Raw genomic sequence first — 21827 nt, 5'->3', positions numbered from 1 at the left:
TTGAATCAACCTTCGACGAACACAGGAGAGGCACGAACGGCAGGACACGGCTTTCGCCGCGTCACTGATGCTGTCAGAGGAGGCGGCTCTAGCCGCTGAGGGAACGCGCAAGCACCATACGGCAGCGGCTAAAGCCGCGAAGATCGCTTGCATGAGAAACGGCAGGGCTGAAGCCCTGCCCTACCGTTCTGCGCTCCATAGCAGGTCTACAGGAACCATAGGTGCGCAGCGATCATCTTGAAGCGATGAGGCGCGGTCACGACCAGGAATGCCACACACCTATGTTTCTGGTATCGCGCGCTAGTTCGGCTCCTGCTTTAAGCGGCGATAGAAGGTGCTGCGATGGATGCCGAGCTTGCGCGCGGCGGCAGAGACGTTGCCATTCTCCGCAGCAACAGCGCGGCGCAGCGCTTCATCCTTGAGGTCTTCGAAGCTCTCCGGCCCAGCGTGCGGAACCTCAGAGGCGGCGATCGACGCAGAGAGCACGCTGGAGCGCGAGACGTCGGCGTAATAGAGTCCGGCAGCCTGCTGCAGGCGAAGCTCCTGGCGGCCATACGTCGGCGCGCCTTGAAAGATGTCGCGCCAGTGCACGCGACCGATGACCGCAGCCCCAAGGCCAAGGAATGCGAGGCCGCGACTGCTCGCCGCGCTCAGCACGCCGTCGTTGAAACAGAGCAGACCTTCTTCCGGTGTGCTGAGCCACGAGGGATGCTGGTGCAGCCGCACCACAAGATCAGTAGCGCTTTCGGCGGTCCAGTCATGCTCGATGTGTTGCACCGCGTGGCGCACGAGCTTGGAGGCAGAAGGCGCATTGACGAACGCGCTTCCGGAGATATCAAGCACGCCCGCGAGTTGACCGGTCGGTGAAAAGATCGGCATCGCGTTGCAGGCGAGGAAGCGGTTCTCGTCGAAGAAATGTTGTTCGCCGATCACCTGTACGAAGCGGCGCTCGACGATGGCCGTACCGATCGCGTTCGTGCCGGTGATCTGTTCGCGCCATGAGGCGCCGGGCATCAGCGACACCTTGCGCGCGCGGCCCAGAAAAGTGCTGTCGCCCTGTGAGTCCAGCACGACACCCTGCGCGTCGGCGAGCAGCAGAATGCGGCCGGCGGTGGAAAGTCCCGGCTCGAGCAGATTCATCTCGCGCAGTGCGAGTTTACGAAGCTGGCGGTTCTGCTCCTGCTGCAGATGCAACTCACTGTCGCTCAGCGGAGCTTGCGTAATCTGCCACTGCGGCGACATGCCGTAGTGGCGACAGCGTTGCCAGGAAGCCTGGATCAGCTCAGGCAACATGTGTCGCGATGCTGGTGCAGTGTTGCGGTCCACGGGCTTCTCCTGCGTAAGGCTCACATCTCATTGGATGTCCGCCGCACATTCTACGACGCGCAGAAAACCTTTGTAGAGCGGTGTCGCACGGGATTTCCGTCGAGTGTTGCATCGTGCGACGGCCGCAACACTTCGTGCTTGGCAACGGTTGCCGCGCGGGAGCAGGATGCTCTCGGAATCGACCACCGGCCTCCCCGCCGGGACGAAAGGAAACGCAATGGCAACGACCTCTCCCGTCCACGAAGCGACCACCACTCTCCAGCAGGACACTCCCTTCCGCAAGCGCTACGGCAACTTCATCGGCGGGCAGTGGGTCGAGCCTGTCGAGGGACAGTACTTCGACAACATCACTCCCGTCACCGGCAAGGTACTCTGCGAGATCCCCCGCTCGGGCGCGGCTGATATCGAGAAAGCGCTCGATGCCGCTGAGAAGGCCAAGACCGCATGGGGCCGCACCTCGGTCACCGAGCGCTCGAACATTCTGCTCAAGATCGCGCAGCGCATCGAGGACAACAACGACCTGCTCGCGCGCGCCGAGACCTGGGACAACGGCAAGCCGATCCGCGAGACGACCGCCGCCGACGTCCCGCTGAGCGCCGATCACTTCCGCTACTTTGCCGGCGCGATTCGCGCGCAGCAGGGCGGCATCAGCGAGATCGACCACGACACCGTCGCATATCACTTCCATGAGCCGCTGGGCATCGTCGGGCAGATCATTCCGTGGAACTTCCCTCTGCTGATGGCTGCGTGGAAGCTCGCTCCCGCACTCGCCGCGGGCAACTGCGTGGTGCTGAAGCCTGCCGAGCAGACGCCCGCGTCGATTCTCGTGCTGATGGAGCTGATCGGCGACCTGCTACCTGCGGGCGTGTTGAACGTCGTCAACGGCTTTGGCCGCGAGGTGGGCAAGGAGCTCGCGACGAACCCGCGCATCAACAAGATCGCGTTCACCGGCTCCACCGTCACCGGTCGCATGATCATGCAATATGCGTCTGAGAACATCATCCCGATGACGCTCGAGCTCGGCGGCAAGAGCCCGAACATCTTCTTCGAAGACATTCTCGATCAGGACGAAGAGTACATCGATAAAGCAATCGAAGGCCTCGCGCTCTTCGCGTTCAATCAAGGCGAAGTCTGCACCTGTCCGTCGCGTGCGCTCATCCACGAGAGCATCTACGACAAGTTCATGGAACGCGTACTGCCGCGCGTGAAAGCGATCAAGCAGGCGAACCCGTTTGATCCGTCGACGCAGATCGGCGCGCAGGCCTCCAAGCAGCAGTTCGAGAAGATCATGAGTTATCTCGATCTCGGCGTGAAGGAAGGCGCGGAGCTACTGACCGGTGGCAAGGCCGCGCAGGTAAGTGACGACATCGCTGGCGGCTTCTACATTCAGCCAACGATGTTCCGCGGCAACAACAAGATGCGCATCTTTCAGGAGGAGATCTTCGGACCGGTGCTTTCGGTCACGACCTTCAAGGACGATGCGGAAGCGCTCGCCATCGCGAACGACACACTCTACGGCCTTGGCGCTGGTGTGTGGACGCGCGATGTGAACCGCGCCTATCGCTTCGGTCGCGAGATTGAAGCAGGCCGCGTGTGGACGAACTGCTACCACCTGTATCCCGCGCACGCAGCGTTCGGCGGCTATAAGCAGAGCGGCATCGGCCGCGAAAACCACCTGATGATGCTCGACCACTACCAGCAGACGAAGAACCAGCTCATCAGCTACAGCCCGAAGAAGCTCGGCTTGTTCTAATGCTTTCCCTCTCTGCACGACTCCCGTCGCGTTACCTTCGCGATCTTGGCGTCCTTTGCGTCGAAGCTTTCCGCTCACACCGGCGACTCTGCCAGTCCGAGCGAGAGCCTCGACGCCAAGAGCGCGGAGAACGCCAAGGGACCGCCACGGCTTCTGTGGCCTGCACAACCCTTCACCCATCCCGGAGTGTTCATGAGCACGACGACTGAAACCAACCAGGCTGTGCCGTCGCAGGTGATCGCGACACCTGCGGCGCTGCAGCTCATTGCAACGCTGCAAGAGCAGCACGGGCCCATCCTGTTCTACCAATCCGGCGGATGCTGCGAAGGCTCCGCGCCGATGTGTTTTCCTGTCGGCGAATTTCGCATTGGCAGTCGCGATGTGAAGGTCGGTGAAATTGGCGGAGCGGAGTTCTACATCTCGCCGCAGCAGTTCGAGTACTGGAAGCACACGCAGATTGTGATCGACGTGACTCCGGGCTTCGGCGCGGCGTTCTCTCTCGAAGGTCCGGGCGGGTTGCAGTTCATCACCCGCTCGCATGTGTTCAACGACGACGAAATCCACGCCCTGCGCGCAGCCGGGCGTATCTGAAAGGTCTGTAGAGAAATGGCAACAATGAAAGCTGCAGTGGTTCGCGAGTTTGGCAAGCCGCTCGTGATCGAAGAGGTCGCGATCCCCGAGGTGGGTCCCGGCCAGGCGTTGATGAAGGTCGTTGCGACCGGTGTGTGTCATACCGACCTGCACGCCGCCGAAGGCGACTGGCCGGTGAAGCCGACACCGCCGTTCATTCCCGGCCACGAAGGCGTGGGCTACATCACTGCCGTCGGCGCAGGCGTCACCAGCGTGAAGGAAGGCGATCGCGTCGGCGTACCGTGGCTTTACTCCGCGTGCGGCCACTGCGAGTTCTGCCTGAGCGGCTGGGAGACGCTCTGCAAGGCGCAGAAGAACGCTGGCTACAGCGTGAACGGCAGCTTCGCCGAGTACTGCCTCGTCGATCCGAACTACGTCGGCCATCTGCCGGCGAACGTGGAGTACACACCGGTGGCGCCGATCCTCTGCGCGGGCGTCACGGTCTACAAGGGCCTGAAGGAGACCGAGACGAAGCCGGGCCAGTGGGTCGTGGTCTCCGGCGTCGGCGGTCTCGGCCACGTGGCCGTGCAGTACGCCAAGGCGATGGGCATGAACGTCATCGGCCTCGACATCTCCGCCGAGAAGCTGGACCTCGCCAAGCGCATGGGCGCAGACGCAGTCGTCAATGGCCTCGACGCCGACGCGGTCGCGCAGGTGGAGCAGATCACCGGCGGTGGCGCGCACGGCGTACTCGTCACGGCGGTCTCGTCCAAGGCATTCGCACTCGCGAGGGACCTCATCCGTCGCCACGGCACGATGGCGCTCTGCGGTCTGCCGCCGGGCGACTTCCCGGTGTCGATCTTCGACCTCGTACTGAACCGCAAGACGCTGCGCGGCTCCATCGTCGGCACGCGTCTCGACATGGCGGAGTGCCTCGGCTTCGCCGCCGAAGGCAAGGTGAAGGTGAATTACTCCACCGCGAAGCTCGAAGACATCAACGACGTCTTCGACCGCATGAAGGCAGGCAAGATCGACGGCCGTATCGTCATCGAGCTCTAAGCGTCCGTCCACGCACGAGAGCGCAGGCCACAGTGCCTGCGCTCTTTGCTGCCGTAGAAACTGACCGAATCGCTGTTGCCTGCGGGGAAGCGAGTGTGCAAGCATACTCGTGCACCGGCAAAGCTTGATCTTCCCCTGCTTTGACCCTCCCGCGAAGGAAAATTGCCCCTTTGTCATCCCCTCGTGTAATCGATTTCACTGCGCCCGGCCGGGTGAACCTTATCGGCGAGCACACCGACTACAGCGGCGGCCTCGTCCTGCCCATGGCTATCCCGTTTCATACGACGGCCTCGTTGTCAGAACCCGCCGACGATCACTACCACTTCACCTGCGGCATGTTCCCGACGAAGCGCACGATCGCGCGCGACGATCGCTCAACCCGAGTCGGCGACTGGAGCGACTACTCCGTTGGCGTGCTGCGTGAGCTGCAGGTGCTGGGTATCGAGGTGCCGCCGTTTCATCTGCACATCGAAGGCAACGTACCGCTCGGCGCAGGCCTGAGTTCGTCAGCCTCGGTGGAGGTCGCAACCGCCGCCGCGCTGCTGCATCATGCGGGCGCAAAGCTGCCTGTCGGCGAAATTGCTCTGCTCGCTCAGCGCGCGGAAAACCGCTACGTCGGCTCCCCGTGCGGCATCATGGACCAGTTCGTCATCACCGCAGCGCGTGCGGGTCATGCGCTGCTGCTGAATACGCGCGACCTCGAGTACAAGCTGCTGCCGATGAACACCGGCGCGCTTGCCGCGTGCAGCATCGTCGTCGTGAACAGCGGCGTGAAGCATACCGTGACCGCGGGCAGCGCTTACGCCGAGCGTCGCAAAGAAGTGGAAGAAGGCCAGACTTTGTTGCGCGAGCGTTTCGGTGTGCGAGATCTTGGCGACGCGGAGATGGAGCAACTTGACTCTGTGCGCGCGGAGCTTTCGCCCGAAAGCTACAAGCGCTGCAGCCACATCATTACCGAGAACGCCCGCGTGAAACGTGCTGCCGCAGCGATGCTTGCCGGCGACGCCGCCGCGCTCGGCCAGGTCCTGCAGGAGGGCCACGTCAGCTATCGCGATCTCTTTGAAGCAAGCTGCGAAGAGGTTGACTTCCTCGTCGAGGTCGCCGGCCAGCAGCCCGGCTGCTTTGGCGCACGGCTCACCGGCGGCGGCTTCGGCGGATGCGTCGTGAACCTCGTCGCCAAGGATGCTGTCGAGGACTTCGTCGCAGCCGTCAAGGCAGCGTACAAGCAACACTGGCAGATCGACGCCGAGGTATACCTCTGCGAGGCCAGCGATGGCGCCGTCGCCGAGCACCCGGAGATCGCGACCGAGGAGGCCCCCCGATGAACGAGATCTTCACGCAGCAACCGCACCGCCGCTGGAACGCTCTGCGCGGAGAGTGGGTCATCGTTTCACCGCACCGCACGCAGCGTCCGTGGCAGGGACAGACAGAAGACACGACCGTCCCCACCGCGCCGCAGTATGACCCCAAGTGCTACCTCTGCCCCGGGAACGAGCGCGCAGGCGGCGCGATCACGCCGCAATATACCGAGACCTATGTCTTCGAAAACGACTACGCCGCGCTGAAGAGTGACGTGCCTCATGCCGAGTTCGACATGAACAACGCTGGCCTGTTGCGCGCGACCACCGAGCGTGGCATCTGTCGCGTGCTCTGCTTCGATCCGCGCCACGACCTTACGCTGGCCACGATGCCGGTCGCGAGCATTCGCAACGTGGTCGATGTGTGGGCCGCGCAGGAAGCCGAACTCGGCGCGCGCGAAGATGTGAGCTACGTACAGATCTTCGAGAACCGCGGCGCCATGATGGGCGCGAGCAATCCGCATCCGCACGGACAGATATGGGCCACCGAGCACGTGCCGAATGAGGCGACGGTTGAACTCGCCGCGCAGCAGAAGTTCTTCGCCGAGAACGGCAAGCCGCTGCTCGCGGAGTATCTGCGCCTGGAGCTTGCGCAGAACGAGCGCATCGTCGCCAGCAACGACACCTGGGTCGCGTTGGTGCCTTTCTGGGCGGTGTGGCCTTTTGAAGTATTGTTGCTGCCGCGCGAAGCCGTGGCCCACATGCATTCGTTGAGCGCGCCACAGCGCGATGGCCTTGCCGATATCCTGAAAGCCGTCACCGCAGGCTACAACCGCGTCTTCGACACACCATTCCCTTACTCCATGGGCTTCCACCCTGCGCCCGCCGACGGCGAGGCGCATGAAGAGTGGGTTTTGCACGCGCATTTCTACCCGCCATTGCTACGTTCGGCTACGGTGCGTAAATTCATGGTGGGCTTTGAACTGTTAGGTTCACCGCAACGAGACATTACGCCGGAGTCTGCAGCCGCGACACTGCGAACAGCGATTGGCAAGGAGACACGATGAAGGTCCTGATCACCGGCGGTGCCGGATACATTGGCGGCACGGTCGCTACGATCCTCAAGAGCGCCGGTCATGACGTAACGGTGCTCGACAACCTCTGTCACTCCAAGCGCGATGAAGTGCCCGTGGGCGTGAACTTCGTGGAAGCCGATATAGCCGACCGCGTTGCCGTGGAAAGCGTGCTGCGTGCCCTGCAACCCGATGGCGTGCTGCACTTCGCCGCGCTCATTGAAGCAGGCGACTCGATGCGGATTCCCGAGGTCTACTTCCGCAACAACACGGCCTCCACGCTGGCGCTGCTGGAGGCAATGCATACGACCGGCGTGAAAAAGCTGGTATTCAGCTCCACCGCGGCCGTTTATGGCGAACCTGAAGTCCTGCCCATCGCCGAGACCGCGAAGCTTGCACCGACCAACGCCTACGGAGAGTCCAAGCTGCTCGTTGAATACATGCTGCAGTGGTTCAACCGCATTCACGGTCTGCGCTACGCTTCACTGCGATACTTCAACGTCGCTGGCGCGCTGCCCGGACGTGGCGAAGCGCATGAGCCGGAGACGCACATCATCCCGCTGATCCTCGATGTCGCTCTCGGCCGCCGCGAGAAGATCTTCATCTTCGGCGAGGACTATGACACGCCGGACGGTACCTGCATTCGCGATTACATTCACGTCGAAGATCTCGCGGCAGCACACATTCTCGCTCTCGATGCCTTGAACAAGGAAGACAAGATCATCTGCAACCTCGGCAACGGCCAGGGCTTCAGCGTGAAAGAAGTGGTCGAAGCGGCACGCCGCGTGACCGGCCACAAGATTCCTGTGGAGATGAAGCCGCGTCGCGATGGCGATCCTGCTCGCCTCGTCGCCTCCAGCGAACGGGCGAAGGAAGTGCTCGGCTGGAAGCCGCAGACACCGAAGATTGAAGACATCCTGAAATCTGCATGGGAGTGGCATCAGCAGCGTTATCCCAAGCAGTAAAACCGCGCTACAGACCGACAGAGCGGAAGCCTCACAAGGGCTTCCGCTTTTCCGTTCTCCCGACAGTCGCGCGAAGGCCGGCGTCGCAGGTTTCTCTAGCCGAAGCCGACAGCCGACCTATAGTATGGCTGCCGAAATAAAGGAGTCCTGCTTGAAGCCTCTGAACTTCGCCAGCCTCGCGCTCGCCGCCGTGACTACCGCCGCATCTGCGCAAACTACCGTAAAGATTGCGATCGATCCGACGCAGCACGTGGCTGCCGTCAGCCCTGCGCTCTACGGTTTGATGACCGAAGAAATCAACTACTCCTACGATGGCGGACTCTACGCAGAGCTGGTGAACAATCGCAACTTCGCACCGCATTGGAGCGGCTTCGAGCACTGGTTCGTCGAGAGCGGAGGCAACAGCCATGCGAGCATGGAACCCTCTACAGACGGCCCCTCGAAGGCGTTGCCGCGCAGCATGAAGCTGACGATCATGGACGCCTCCGCGGCGAACCAGGCAGGCGTGATGAACGATGGCTACTGGGGCATGGGACTGAAGCCGTCAACGGAGTACAAGGGCTCGTTCTATGCAAAGTCGAGCGGCGTAGGCGATGCGCGTGTACGTCTGGTTTCTGATGTCGACAATGCAACGTTGGCTGAGGCCACCGTTCCCTTGCAGGACGGCGCATGGAAGCAGTATCAGTTCGCGTTGCCCACGAAGAGCACCCTCGTGGCGAGCAAGAACAATCACCTCGTCATCACCTTCGCGCATCCCGGCACGGTGCAGTTTCAACTCGTCAGCGTCATGACGCCGACGTATAAGAACCGCGCCAACGGCAACCGCGAAGACCTGATGGAAATGATGGCTGCGCTGCATCCGCACTTCCTGCGCATGCCCGGCGGCAACTACGTGGAAGGCAACACGATCGAGGACCACTACAACTGGAAGCAGACGATCGGTCCGCTCATTGATCGCCCCGGGCACCAGGGCACGTGGCACTATCGCTCCAGCGATGGGCTCGGCCTGCTGGAGTTTCTCGAGTGGTGTGAAGACCTGCACATGGACCCGCTGCTCGCAGTCTTCGCGGGCTACACGCTCGATGGCAAGCACGTTGATCACGAAGCGCTGAAGCCCTTCGTGCAGGACGCGCTCGACGAGATTGAGTACGTCACCGGTGACACCAACACGAAGTGGGGCGCCGAGCGTGCCCGCGACGGCCATCCACAACCCTTTCCGCTGCACTACGTCGAGATCGGCAACGAAGACTGGTTCGATAAGAGCGGAAGCTACGAAGACCGCTTTGCCGCGTTTGCGAAGGCGATTCGCGCGAAGTATCCGGAGCTGAAGTTGATCGCCACGACGCCGGTCAAGAACACCGTGCCAGACGTCATCGACGATCACTATTACAAGTCGCCGGAGGAGTTCTACGCGATGCTGCACCACTACGACACGATGGACCGTAGCGGGTCGAAGATCTTCATCGGCGAGTGGGCGACGCGCGTTGGAACGCCTACGCCGAACATGGCCGCGGCTCTCGGCGACGCGGCCTTCATGACGAGCATGGAGCGCAACAGCGACCTGATCGTCATGGCGTCATACGCGCCGCTGTTCGTGAACGTGAATCCCGGCGGAATGCAGTGGAGCTCCGACCTCATCGGCTATGACGCGGCGCACGCCTACGGCTCACCGAGCTACTACGCGCAGGTGATGTTTGCAAACCACCTCGGCGCGTTTGTCGCCAGGAGCACCAACGATGGCGAATCGGCCCGCGTGTTTGCGTCCGCCACGGTTTCAGCAGACGGCAAGACGCTCTTCCTCAAGCTCGTGAACGGTGGCGACAAGCCAGCCAACGTCGAGCTCTCGCTGCCGCACGTGAAGCCCGGCAAAGCGGCTGTGACCACGCTTTCTGCAAAGAGCCGCTGGGACACCAACAGCATCGACGCGCCGAAGCACCTCGTGCCCGTGGACTCCCGCGTGAATGTCGGTGCCGAGTGGAAGCACACTCTCGCCGGCAACACGATCGAGGTCCTCGACATTCCGTTGCAGTAGCATGGTGCGCAGCCGTTCTTCAGACGGCTGGCGTCACCTGGAGATTTCATGCGTGCCTTGCTTCTTCCCTTTGCTCTTGCGTTGTTCGCAGCTCCGCTCCTGTCGCAAACCGCTCCCACCGCGCAGCCAGCGGCTGATCCGGAGAAAGAACTTGCCACGCTGAAGTCGCGGTATGAAGACTTCGGCTGCTTGAAGTGCTACGGCGCAGAGGACGCGATGCTGGCCCCGCAAGCGGGTCGCGTTGTTTTCTTCGGAGACTCGATCACGGCGGTGTGGGGACGCGAGGTCGGCACGTTCTTCCCCGGCAAGCCTTACGTGAACCGCGGCATCAGCGGCCAGACGACCTCGCAGATGCTCCTCCGCTTTCAGCAGGACGTCGTGCGGCTGCACCCGGAGCTCGTCGTCATTCTCGCAGGCACCAACGACGTTGCCGCCAATACCGGCCCCATGACGCCGGAGATGACCGAGGACAACCTGACCTCGATGGTGGAGCTCGCTGCCGCAAACCACATCCGCGTGGTGATGGCCTCGGTAACGCCCGCACTCGATTTTCCCTGGCGTCGCGGCCTCAACCCCGCGCCGAAGATCCGCACGTTGAATGCGTGGATTCGCAGCTACGCGGCCAGCCATGGCCTTGTGTACCTCGACTACTACAGAGCGCTGGCAGATGCCGACGGCGGCATGAAGCCGGGCATGAGCAAGGAAGGCGTGCACCCCAGCGAGGCCGGCTATGCCGTGATGGGACCGCTTGCCGAGAAGGCCGTCGCAGAGGCAATGTCGCGTCCGAAGCCGTAGCCTGTTACCGTGGTAGGGAGTGACGACGCCGTCTCAACAACAAGACCTGTTTCCCCCACAGGTCCCGGAGAGCACCCCGAAGACGGGTTCTGCCGCGCCAAAGCCCAGTGATCCGCCTGCACCGATCTGGTTGCAGCGCGCGAGCCTGATTGTGCTGGTACTCTTCTGCTTCTATGTGGGCGCGCTGATGACGGTACTGCCGTGGTCGCCGCGCTACTGGGACATGAATAGCTGGATGCACGCGCACCCGATGATCGACAACGTGTTGCAGCGCGGCTGGGTCCGTGGCCTCTTCAGCGGAATCGGTCTGCTCGACCTCTGGATCGGCATCAGCGAGCTGCTGAGCTACCGCGATTACCGCGCGTAGAGCGACGACAGCTGCGCCCCGGTAGTACCCTTGAGCGCATGGCCGACGACACCACGCTCCCGATCCTCGAAGCTGCTCCCCTCGCCTACGAAAACGATCTCTTCCTCGACTCGCCGGAAGGCCGTCCGCTGCGCATTATGGCCGAGTACGCCGAGCCCATGGCGCGCTTTCGCCGCGAACGCATCCAGGACACCGTCGTCTTCTTCGGCTCCGCCCGCTTCCGCGGTATGGACGAGGCGAACAAGCAGCTTGAGCTGCTGGACAACACCGGTTCCAACACTCCCGCCCCCGCCGATGAGCAGCCAGCCTGCGCAGACTCGCTAACGCAGGGCACCGCGACCGAGCTGCAACGCCAGCGCGCCGAGGCCGCCGTCGAGATGGCCCGCTATTACGAGGACGCACGCAAGCTCGCGCACATGCTCACCTCATGGTCGACAACGCTGCCCGGCCAGCGCCACCGCTTTGTCATCACCTCTGGCGGCGGCCCCGGCATCATGGAAGCCGCCAACCGCGGTGCCTACGAGGCCGGCGGCAAAACGATCGGCCTCAACATCAAGCTGCCCTTCGAGCAGTATCCGAACCCGTACATCACGCCGGAGCTGAACTTCAACTTCCACTACTTCTTCATGCGCAAGTACTGGTTCGCGTACCTGGCGAAGGCACTCGTGGTCTTCCCCGGCGGCTTCGGAACGCTGGATGAAATGTTCGAACTGCTGACGCTCGACCAGACGCACAAGCTCGCCAAGAAGATCACGGTCGTGATCTACGGCAAGCAGTACTGGAACGACGTCATCAACCTCGACACGCTGGTGGCCAAGGGCGCGATCTCTCCGAATGACGTGAACATCTTCAAGTTCGCGGACACGCCCGAAGAGGCGTTCGCCATTGTGCAGCAGGGTCTGATCGAGAACCACCTGATGCCCGACAGCAGCGAACAAGGCTCCGTGCCCACCGAGCCTCAGCCCAACGAGCAGGAAACCTTCGGCCCGGACATCGCCAAGACCCGCAAATAGAGGGTTAGCGCGACCTGAAGACACAGCTCACAACGAGCAAACCTACTCGACGACGACTTTGACGAATACGCCATCCGGCAGACGCGCGTCGCCCAGCAGATGCACCTGTCCGTCGCGTACAAAACCGCGGAACATCTTGCCCGAACCACTCGCCACGGGGGCAGCGGCAGGACGAGGCGCGCTTCCACCCGCACTCGGCGGCTGCGGCGCGCCAGGCGCCTTCGGATACGGGATCGCCGCAGCGGGACGACCGGCAGCAGGCTTGCCCGTGCCGCGGTCCATCGCCTCGTTGGCAAGGCGGTCGGCGTCCTTGTTCTTATGGCGCAGCGCGTGCGTGATCTCGAAGCCATCGAGCTGTTTGATCATGCCGCGCGCCTGCATCCAAAGCTCACGCAGATCAGGCGAGTTCACCTTGTATTTGCCGTTGATCTGATTGACCATCAGCAGCGAATCCGACACAACGCGCACGCGCTTGTAGCCGTTTTTCACGACCCACTCCAACACCGAGAGCAGCCCACGGTACTCTGCGACGTTGTTCGTGAAAATACCGAGGAATTCGCTAAGCTCGGCCAGATTTTCGCCCTTCGGCGACACAACCACCGCTCCGAAACCGGCCGGGCCGGGGTTGCCGCGCGAGCCACCATCGCAGTGCGCGGTGAGCCATTCGCTGTCAGAAGCCGCAGCGGGCTCGGAAGGGACGGGATCGTTGCCAAAAAGATTGCCAGACATCGCCTCCGAGTCTAGTGGAAGCGCCTCTGGAAAGGCTGAAATTGCCTGCTCACCTTCGCTGCCGCTCCCCGTCCAAACCGATGTACGACGTACCTGACTCCGGAGTCAGACAGAACGATGAGCGCAACCGAAGCATTCGCACTGCCTGGCGGCCCCGGCCGCCGACCGAGCCCGTTTTCCGTGGGCCTGGACGAGACACGCGCCGCAGCGGCAAGTGGCGTAGAATCAGCGCCAGCTATGAAGGCTGTCGCACAAATGGGCGCCCGTGGTCGGCTGAGCGCCGAACAGGTAGAACTGCGCCAACAGCAGCGCGCCGAAGATGACGAGCTGATCCGCGCCGCGCAGAAGGGCGAGCGCTCGGCTTTTGACACGCTCGTGCGTCGCTATGACCGCAGCGTGCTGCGACTCGCGCTGCACATGCTGGGCAACGAGGAAGACGCGCAGGACGTGCATCAGGACGCCTTCATCAAGGCCTACCGGCACCTGTCGAACTTCCGCTTCGAGTGCTCGTTCTACACGTGGCTCTACCGCATCGTGACGAACCTGTGCCTGGACCAGCTTCGCCGCCGCAAGAGCCGCAAGGAAGACGCCTCCACCGTGCTCGACAGCGATGGCGACGAGATCGACCTGCTTGCGCATATGGCCGACGACCGCGCCAGCCACAATCCGGCGCGCGAACTCGATCGCAAGACGATGGCCACGGCCATCAAGGAAGCGCTCGATGACCTGACCCCGCGCGAGCGGATGGTCTTCGAGCTGAAGCATTACCAGGGTTTGAAGTTGAGGACGATTGGCGAGATGCTCTCAACCACGGAAGAGACGGCGAAGAACACACTCTTCCGCGCCACGCGCAAGCTGCGGGCGAGACTCGCCGACGTGCGGTAAGTAAGGCAACACCAGCCGCACGGGGCAACGTACCTCGTCGGCAAAAGCAGTACAGGGCCATTTGAGAGAGCTAGTGAAGAGGACGCAACGATGACGTGTGATCGGGTGCAGGAAAACATGGTGCTCGCGCAGTACGGCGAACTCCCCGACGATCTGGTGCTGGCGGTAGAGCGGCACATCGGCGGATGCGAGGACTGTCGTCGCGAGTGGAACGCGCTGGAGATTCTCCACCGCGAGCTCGACCTCGACACGGTCGTGGAGCCAAGCCCGAACTTGCTGGCCGCTTCACGCATGAGGCTCGAGGACGCGCTCGACGCCATGCCACCGCGCTCGTGGAAGCAGCGCTTCGTCGCCAACTTCTTCCGCTGGCAGGGTGTGATGCGCGGCGCTCCAGCGCTGGCCACGCTGCTGATCGGCGCAGGCTTCATCGGCGGCACCGCCGTCGCTCGCTACCAGATCGCCAACGAGCCCAAGCTGCCGCAGCCGGTCGTCGTGGCGAGCGGCAATCAAGGACCGATCGCGAATGTTTCAGGAATCGTGGAAACGCCGGACAGCGGTCTGGTGCAGGTGAAGTACAACCGCCTCGTGCCGGAGTCCGTACAGGGCTCGCTCGATGATCCGCAGATTCGCCAGTTGCTGATGCTCGGCACCAAGCTCGCCACCGACAACGAAGTGCACGCACAGTCTGTAGCCATGCTCTCGGCGCAGTGCCGTATGGGTCGCGGCTGCGATGCAGCGACCGGCAAGGGTGACAGCGTGCGCGGCGCACTGCTCGCCTCCCTGCACTATGACAAGAGCCCGACCGTTCGCCTGAAGGCGCTCGAAGGATTGCAGCCCTATGTGACCGAGGACGAGCAGGTGCGCGACGCCGTGGTGAGCGCGATGATGCACGACGGCTCGGCACAGGTGCGCACGCAGGCCGTCTCGCTGCTTTCGCCCGTGGGCGCAGACACCAGCGTTCGCCAGGCGCTACGCACGGTCAGCTCGCAGGACGCGAACCCGGCGATCCGCACCGCATCGTTCCAGGTGCTGCAAGGCGTCGGCGACGTACAGTAAGGCCATCTGAATGACAGCAACCCGCAACAGGAGCCGACAGCAAGCAGCAGCCCTCGCGCTGCTGCTGTTGGCGTTTGCACCGGGCGCCTTGCGTGCCTCTACCGCACACGCAAACTCGCACGCAGCCTCCGGACACACTGGCGCGCAGAAGTCGCAGCAAGGCTACCTCGGCATCGAGTTTCACGACGTCACCGATGAACAGGCCGCATCGCTGCGTCTGCGCGGCATCCACGGCGCGGAAGTGGCGATGGTCGACCACGATGGCCCCGCAGGCCGCGCTGGTTTGCGGCCGCATGACATCATCGTCGCGTTGAACGGACAGGCCGTCGACAACTCCGTCACGCTGCGCAAGCTGATCCACGATGCGGGTGCAGGCGCGAGCATCGCGCTGGAGGTCGTGCGCAACGGCCAGGCGATGACGGTGAACACCAGGCTCACCAGCCGTGACGACGTAGAGCGCTCCGCCATGCAACACCTCGCCGCTGCAGCACCTCCGCCACCTGCGGCCGGTGTCGCGCATGGCTTCATGTCCGACGGCTATGCGGTGGAAACCGCGCCGCCGCCTGCAAGCTCACGCACGCAGCAGCTACTCAACATGCTGCACACTGGCCCGTTCACCGGGCTGGGCATGGACACGATGGAGCCGCAGCTTGCAACGTTTTTTGGCGCGCCCGCAGGCATGGGTCTTCTGGTCCACACGGTGGTGCCGAACAGCCCCGCCGCTGCCGCGGGCATCCACGCCGGCGACATCGTGCTGCGCGTCGACAACGTCGCCATGCGCACGACCTCCGACTGGACACGGCACCTGCGCGCGATGCGTGGCAGCGTGCTTTCGCTCGTGGTGCTGCGCGACAAGCATGAGCAGACGATTGTGCTCGTCCCGAACGATAAGCACCGCAGTGCGTTGCGCGATGAGCCACTCGGCTCCGAGCCTGCCACCGTGCAGGAAAGCCAGCTCGATCCAGACCACACCGCGCTCTGGTAAGCGGCGCACTTGGTGCAAGCACAGCGCCTTGATACACTCGCCTCAATCACGCGACACCGCCATCTAAGCCGCAGTTAATCTTCGACACGCTTTCCTAAGTATGCGTTTCATTCAGAACGCGAATCCTGGAAGCCGACGCGCAGAGAGCATCGCGGCCATGTGTCTTCGTCGCGTCCATCCTGATTTTGTGAGCCCGCCGTTGAGCCGTTTCGCGAGCTTCCTACGCGCTTCGCAGCGCAGAAAATTCCTGTCGCGCAGCATGTTCGTCATGCTCGCGATGCCGTCGCTGCACGCGCAGCAACCTCCGCCCGACGCGCACGCATTGCAGGCGCGCAAGCATCTCGCCGGCCGCACCAACGTGCGCGGACAAGCCGATGCGGCTGCGGAGCTTCGCGCCCAGGCGCAACACGCGGCGCTGCTGCTGAAGCCCCGCAACGCAAACCTTACCGCAGCGTGGACGCCGCTTGGGCCATCCTCGGTCTTGAGCGTGAGCTACGGCAACGTCACCGGTCGCGTCACCTCGATCGCCTTCGACGCCAGCGATACCACCGGCAACACCCTCTTCCTCGGCACGACCGGCGGCGGTGTGTGGAAGTCCACCAACGCCGGGGGTGCCGCCGGCGCAGTCACATTCGCGCCGCTGACCGACACGCTTTCCGTCTTCAGCCAAAGCGCAGGCGCGAGCATCACTCCATCACTCTCCATCGGCGCAGTGGCAGTGCAACCGGTGAGCAACGGCATCGTACTCGCGGGCACAGGCGACCCGAACGATGCGACCGACTCACTCTACGGTGAAGGCCTGCTTCGCTCCGCTGACGGCGGCGCAACGTGGACGCTTCTGCAAAGCTCTAACGACGGCGCGAACGGCAAGCATTCTTTCGTCGGCTTGAGCACTGCGGGGCTCGCGTGGAGCAGCAAGACACCGACGCTCGTTGTCGCCGCGTTCACCACTTCGCCGCAGGCCGCGGACGTCGGCGCGACGCAAACATCCTCAGTCGCGGGGCTCTACTACTCCACCGACGCAGGCGTGACCTGGAAGATGGCAACGCTCTACGACGGAGCCAACACCGTACAGACACCACAGCCTTCCACGACGAGCGTCACCGGCAATGCTGCGACCTCCGTGGTCTGGGACGCACAACGCGCGAGCTTCTTCGCCGCCGTGCGCGCACATGGCTACTACTCCAGCACCGACGGCGTGACGTGGACGCGACTCACGCATCAACCCGGAACAGCTTTGACCACGACAAACTGCCCGGTGGGCGCGAACGGCCTCGGCTCCGCGAACTGTCCGATCTTTCGTGGAGCGCTGGCCGTGCAACCAGCGACGGGCGACCTCTACGCGCTGACCGTCGATAGCAGCAACAGCGACCAGGGCCTGTGGCAAGACCTCTGCAGCATGAACTCCAGCGGAACCTGCGCGAGCAGCACCCCAACGTTCACAACGAAGCTCGACGCCGGCAGTCTCGACGTCAGCACTACGAGCCCCGTCATCACGCAGGGCGACTACAACCTCACGCTCACCGCGGCGCCTACCGCCACCGGCACTCTGCTCTTCGCAGGCACTATCGACCTATACCGCTGTGCGCTTGCGGACAACGCGACTAGCTGCACCTGGCGCAACACCACGAACGCGTCGAACGGCTGCGCGGCTCCCGCCAGAGTCGCGCCCGCCCAACACGCGATCGCGGCCCTCGCGCTGAATAGCGGAACGCCTCTCCTTTTCCTCGGCAACGACGGCGGCCTGTGGCGCTCGACCGACGGCGTCGCGCAAACCGGCTCAGCCTGCGCAAGCAGCGATGCCACCCACTTCGACAACCTCAACGCGCAACTCGGCGCAGGCGGGTCACTCGCTGAGGTCGTAGGCTTTGCGCAAGCGCCCAACGACAGCGGCACACTCCTCGCCGGCCTCGGCGCGAACGGCACAGCCGCAACAGCGGCGGCCTCCTCTCTCACGGCGTGGACGCAACTCTGCGCGGGCGAAGGCGGCTATCCGCTGATCGATGCCAACAACACCTCCAACTGGTACGCAACGATCGGCGCAGGCGTGAACTTGAAGGCCTGCACGCTCGGCGCAAGCTGCAACGCCGCGAGCTTCACCGGCGCGGCGACGATCGGCGCCGCAGAGGTTTCAAACGACAACGCACTCGTCGATGCACCCGCGCTGCTCGACCCTGCGCTGACGACCAACCTCATCACCGCAACCTGTCGCGCATGGCGAGGCCCGGCCTCCTCGGGCGCGACGTGGAGCACCTCGAACGCGCTCTCTACAAGTTTCAGCGGAGGTGCAGTGCCTTGCACGAGCAACGGCCCTCTCGTGCGATCGCTCGCCGCAGGCGGTGCTGCAGTCATTTCGTCGAACGCACAGAGCGCAGGCTCACCCGTGCTCTATGCGGGTCTTGCCGGAACGCTCGACGGCGGTACTACGGCGCTCGGCGGACATCTCTTCATGACGAAATCCGCAAACACGGCAACGAACGCGACGCCATGGACCGGCCTCGCGAAGAACACCGTCACGAACGATGCAAGCAACGCTGGCGTCTTCAACCCCGATGGCTTCGATATCTCCTCCGTCGTCGCCGATGCGCATGACACGACCGGTGCGACCGTATACGCCACCGTGATGGGCTTCGGCACGACCACCACGACCTCGCCTCACGTCTATCGCTCAACGGACTTCGGTGCGCACTGGAGCAACATCACAAGCAATCTTCCCGCCGCGCCCGCGAACGCGCTCGCCGTTGATCCGAACGATGCGAACACCGTCTATGTAGCCACGGACTCAGGCGTGTATGCGACGCAAAGCATCACCACCTGCGGCACGACTTCATGTTGGAACCTGCTCGGCACCGGGCTGCCGAACGCTCCCGTAACCTCGCTCGCCACGGCAGCAAATCTCGCAACAGGGGATGGCCGCCTCGGCATGTTGCGTGCGGGAACCTACGGTCGCGGCCTATGGCAAACGCCGCTGCTCGCAGCAACGACCAGCGCTCAACCCGGCATGAGCGTATCGCCAACAGCGCTCACCTTCTCCGCGCAACAAGTTGCCAGCATCAGCGCGACGCAAAGCATCACCGTCACGAGCAACGGCTCGTCTGCTTTGTCGATCACATCACTCATCGTGAGCGGCGACTTCACTGAAACGGACAACTGCGCCGCGCAGACTCTCGCCGTTGGCAGTACGTGCACGATTCAAGTCGCGTTTGTTCCCACCACGATCGGCACGCGCAGCGGCACACTCACTCTCTACGCCAATGTGAGCGGCGGCCAGGCCACCATCGCGCTGAGCGGCACTGGCACAACGCCTGCCACGGTAGTGCTCACGCCCGCATCGCTCACCTTTCCCGCCACCACAGTGAACCAGACGAGCGCGGCGCAGATCATCAACATCGCCAACACTGGCGGCAACACCGCAACGATCAACAGCACCATAGTGAGCGGTGACTTCGCCATCGCAGGCAACACCTGCGCGACGACGATCACGTCGCAGAACTCCTGCTCGATCAGCGTGACATTCGCGCCTTCGGCAAGCGGCACACGCAGCGGCACACTCACCGTTGTGGACTCCGCTGGCACACAGACCGCTCTGCTGACAGGCACCGGCAACGCGCCAGCGACAGACACACTCACACCCACGGCGTTGAGCTTTGGCGATCAGGTACTGAACACTCTCAGCGCTGCGCAAAACGTAACCGTCACCAACAGCGGCGACAACGCGCTCACCCTCATCACCGCAGCGACAGGCTCTGCGGAGTTCAGTGCAACGAACGGATGCGGTGCGACGCTGGCCGCGCACAGCACGTGCGCCATCAGCGTCGCCTTCGCACCCGCTGCCGTCGGCTCGCGTACCGCGACACTCACTGTGAGCGATCAGTTTCGCTCGCAGACGGTCGCCCTCACAGGTAACGGACTCGCACCGGCAGGCGTAAGCCTCACGCCATCTTCGATGGCCTTCGGCGAAATCGGTGTGGGCCTTAGTTCGACAGCGCAGGTCGTCACGCTCACCAACAACGGCGGAGCCACACTCAGCATCACCTCGCTCGCGCCGACCGGCGACTTCATCCTTGCCGCAAGCAACTGCACGAACACCCTCGCAGCAAGCGCGGCCTGCAGCGCCACTCTTATCTTTTCGCCCACGACAGCGGGCGCACGCACGGGGTCACTCATTGCGACCACAAGCGCAGGGACGAAGTCCGCTGCGCTCAGCGGTGTAGGCGCCGACTTCTCGTTGACCTCCAATGGCGCAACGACCGCGAGCCTCGGCGGCTCCAATGGCAGTGCCACGTATCCGTTGAGGCTGACATCCGTAAGCGGCCTGACCAGCAGCGTCAGCCTGAGCTGTGCTGGTGCTCCCGCACACGCTACTTGCGTGGTGTCGCCATCATCCGCAACGCTCGGCTCTACGCTCAACGTCTCCGTCATCGTGGCGACCGGAGTTGCCACTCTTCACAACGAGCGCCACACGCTGCCGTGGATGCGCGACCTCACACTCTATGCGCTTGCAACGCCGCTGCTCTGGCTCTGCATACACCGCCGCAAACTGCTTCGAGTACTGCCATTACTGATGCTGATGAGCTTGAGTGGCTGCGGCGCGGGAAGGACGACTCCGGGCAATGGCACCGGCAGCACGCAACTGCCAACGCCTAACGGCAGCTACACACTCACGGTGAGCGGCACTGCGGCTGGCGTTACGCACTCGCTGCCGCTCACGCTGACCGTGAACTAAAGCGAGCGACCAGCAGCTACAGCGCTCGCCCACGCCCACTGGAAGTTATAGCCACCGAGCCAGCCGGTCACATCGACGACCTCGCCGATGAAGTACAGGCCAGGCGCGCGCTTCGACTCCATCGTGCTTGCATTGAGCTCGTTTGTATCCACGCCGCCTGCGGTGACCTCGGCCTTCTCATAGCCTTCGTCGCCAGCGGGGCGAACGGCCCACGCATGAAGCTCTTTCTCCATCTCAATCAACGCTTGATTGGTGAATCGAATGCGCTCTTCGTTGAGCCGCAACCAGCGGTCCGCCAAGCGCTGCGAAAGCGCTGTGCGCAGTGCTGCGCGCAGCATCGAAAGGTCGCGCGGCGTATTGTGCTGGGTGATCGGCGTGAAGACTTCTTGCCCCGGGGCGAGGTCGAGCGAGATGTTCTGCCCGGGTCTCCAATATGAAGAGATCTGCAAGATCGCCGGCCCGCTCAAACCACGATGCGTGATCAACGCCTTCTCGCGGAATGCTGGAACCTTTACGTTGCGCTTGTTGCTCGGCGCATCCACCTTCACAACGACCTCTGCCGAGGTGCCCGTGAGATCGCACCATGCGTCGCGATCTTCTGGCAGGAAAACTAACGGCACCAGCGCCGCGCGCGTGTCGATGATCGAGTGACCGAACTGCCGCGCGAGGTTATAGCCAAAGCCCGTTGCGCCGAGCTTGGGAATCGACAGTCCGCCCGTGGCGATCACTAGAGCACGCGCACGCTCGGTGCCCTGCGAACTCTCGACGACGAAGTCGTCACCGTCTTTGCTGACACTCAGGATGCTTACGCCGCAACGCGTGATGACACCCGCGTCACCGCACTCACGTTCGAGCAGCGTCACCAACTCGCGTGCAGAGTTGTCGAAGAACTGCTGGCCGAGCGTCTTCTCGTGATAACGCAGGCCGTGCTTCTCCACGAGCGCGATCATATCGCGCGGCGTGAAGCGTGCCAGCGCTGACTTCGCAAAATGCGGGTTCTCACTGAGGTAATTCGCTGCGGTCGTGCCCGTGTTCGTGAAGTTCGCGCGACCGCCGCCGGAGATGAGGATCTTGCGGCCGGGCTTCTCGCCATGGTCGAGCAGCAGTACGCGCTTGCCGCGGCGACCCGCTTCGAACGCGCACATCATGCCCGCCGCGCCTGCGCCAATGACGATGGCGTCCCAGTGCGTCATCA

The 21827-nt window shown here is 63.2% G+C and carries 17 protein-coding genes; 14 read left to right on the top strand and 3 right to left on the bottom strand.

The window, feature by feature from the left end:
- Positions 1-300: 300 nt before the first annotated feature.
- Positions 301-1350 carry a sigma-54-dependent Fis family transcriptional regulator gene (locus OHL11_RS03310; protein WP_263370049.1) on the bottom strand — a complete coding sequence of 350 codons (1050 nt, stop codon included), beginning with the start codon at positions 1348-1350 and terminating at the stop codon, positions 301-303.
- 193 nt (positions 1351-1543) lie between these two features.
- On the opposite strand from OHL11_RS03310, the gene exaC reads away from it, so the two are divergent.
- From exaC to OHL11_RS03260, 10 genes are all read left to right on the top strand, one after another.
- Positions 1544-3079: an acetaldehyde dehydrogenase ExaC gene (exaC, locus tag OHL11_RS03305; protein ID WP_263370048.1), complete on the top strand. Its 1536-nt coding sequence runs from the start codon at positions 1544-1546 to the stop codon at positions 3077-3079.
- Positions 3080-3271: 192 nt separating this feature from the next.
- Positions 3272-3670 (top strand): DUF779 domain-containing protein, encoded by a 399-nt coding sequence (locus OHL11_RS03300; RefSeq protein WP_263370047.1) that lies wholly within the window; start codon positions 3272-3274, stop codon positions 3668-3670.
- 15 nt (positions 3671-3685) lie between these two features.
- A complete protein-coding gene (gene adhP, locus OHL11_RS03295; protein WP_263370046.1) occupies positions 3686-4708 on the top strand; it encodes an alcohol dehydrogenase AdhP in 1023 nt (340 codons plus the stop codon).
- 170 nt (positions 4709-4878) lie between these two features.
- A complete protein-coding gene (gene galK / locus OHL11_RS03290) occupies positions 4879-6033 on the top strand; it encodes a galactokinase (protein ID WP_263370045.1) in 1155 nt (384 codons plus the stop codon).
- Positions 6030-7073, top strand: coding sequence for a UDP-glucose--hexose-1-phosphate uridylyltransferase (locus OHL11_RS03285; RefSeq protein ID WP_263370044.1), 1044 nt, complete (start codon positions 6030-6032; stop codon positions 7071-7073). Before galK ends, OHL11_RS03285 begins: the two co-directional genes overlap by 4 nt.
- Complete coding sequence (galE, locus tag OHL11_RS03280; RefSeq protein ID WP_263370043.1) at positions 7070-8044, top strand: UDP-glucose 4-epimerase GalE; 975 nt, start codon at positions 7070-7072, stop codon at positions 8042-8044. The genes OHL11_RS03285 and galE overlap by 4 nt, the downstream gene beginning before the upstream one ends.
- A 151-nt stretch (positions 8045-8195) precedes the next feature.
- Positions 8196-10076, top strand: coding sequence for an alpha-L-arabinofuranosidase C-terminal domain-containing protein (locus OHL11_RS03275; protein ID WP_263370042.1), 1881 nt, complete (start codon positions 8196-8198; stop codon positions 10074-10076).
- Between the two features lie 48 nt (positions 10077-10124).
- Positions 10125-10871 (top strand): SGNH/GDSL hydrolase family protein, encoded by a 747-nt coding sequence (locus OHL11_RS03270; RefSeq protein WP_263370041.1) that lies wholly within the window; start codon positions 10125-10127, stop codon positions 10869-10871.
- 19 nt (positions 10872-10890) lie between these two features.
- Positions 10891-11238, top strand: coding sequence for a hypothetical protein (locus OHL11_RS03265; protein ID WP_263370040.1), 348 nt, complete (start codon positions 10891-10893; stop codon positions 11236-11238).
- A 38-nt stretch (positions 11239-11276) separates the two neighbouring features.
- The gene (locus tag OHL11_RS03260; protein ID WP_263370039.1) at positions 11277-12251 is read left to right on the top strand and encodes an LOG family protein; all 975 of its coding nucleotides are present in this window, start codon (positions 11277-11279) and stop codon (positions 12249-12251) included.
- 42 nt (positions 12252-12293) lie between these two features.
- On the opposite strand, the gene OHL11_RS03255 is transcribed toward OHL11_RS03260, so the two are convergent.
- Positions 12294-12980, bottom strand: coding sequence for a ribonuclease HI family protein (locus tag OHL11_RS03255; protein ID WP_263370038.1), 687 nt, complete (start codon positions 12978-12980; stop codon positions 12294-12296).
- Positions 12981-13097: 117 nt separating this feature from the next.
- Between OHL11_RS03255 and OHL11_RS03250 the strand changes: the two genes are divergently transcribed.
- The 4 genes from OHL11_RS03250 (at position 13098) to OHL11_RS03235 (ending at position 20632) form a co-directional block, all read left to right on the top strand.
- On the top strand, positions 13098-13865 hold the full coding sequence (locus OHL11_RS03250; protein ID WP_263370037.1) for an RNA polymerase sigma factor: 768 nt from the start codon (positions 13098-13100) through the stop codon (positions 13863-13865).
- A gap of 90 nt (positions 13866-13955) precedes the next feature.
- On the top strand, positions 13956-14921 hold the full coding sequence (locus OHL11_RS03245) for an anti-sigma factor family protein (protein WP_263370036.1): 966 nt from the start codon (positions 13956-13958) through the stop codon (positions 14919-14921).
- A gap of 10 nt (positions 14922-14931) precedes the next feature.
- The gene (locus OHL11_RS03240) at positions 14932-15906 is read left to right on the top strand and encodes a PDZ domain-containing protein (RefSeq protein ID WP_263370035.1); all 975 of its coding nucleotides are present in this window, start codon (positions 14932-14934) and stop codon (positions 15904-15906) included.
- Between the two features lie 199 nt (positions 15907-16105).
- The gene (locus OHL11_RS03235; RefSeq protein ID WP_263370034.1) at positions 16106-20632 is read left to right on the top strand and encodes a beta strand repeat-containing protein; all 4527 of its coding nucleotides are present in this window, start codon (positions 16106-16108) and stop codon (positions 20630-20632) included.
- Here the strand turns inward: OHL11_RS03235 and OHL11_RS03230 are convergent.
- Positions 20629-21825 carry a BaiN/RdsA family NAD(P)/FAD-dependent oxidoreductase gene (locus OHL11_RS03230; RefSeq protein ID WP_263370033.1) on the bottom strand — a complete coding sequence of 399 codons (1197 nt, stop codon included), beginning with the start codon at positions 21823-21825 and terminating at the stop codon, positions 20629-20631. The two genes, OHL11_RS03235 and OHL11_RS03230, sit on opposite strands and share 4 nt — an antisense overlap.
- Positions 21826-21827: the final 2 nt, after the last annotated feature.

This window comes from Granulicella cerasi (assembly GCF_025685575.1).
Lineage (GTDB): Bacteria > Acidobacteriota > Terriglobia > Terriglobales > Acidobacteriaceae > Granulicella > Granulicella cerasi.
Note: the sequence above shows the minus strand (reverse complement) of the source record. Positions and strands in the feature narration are given on the sequence as shown.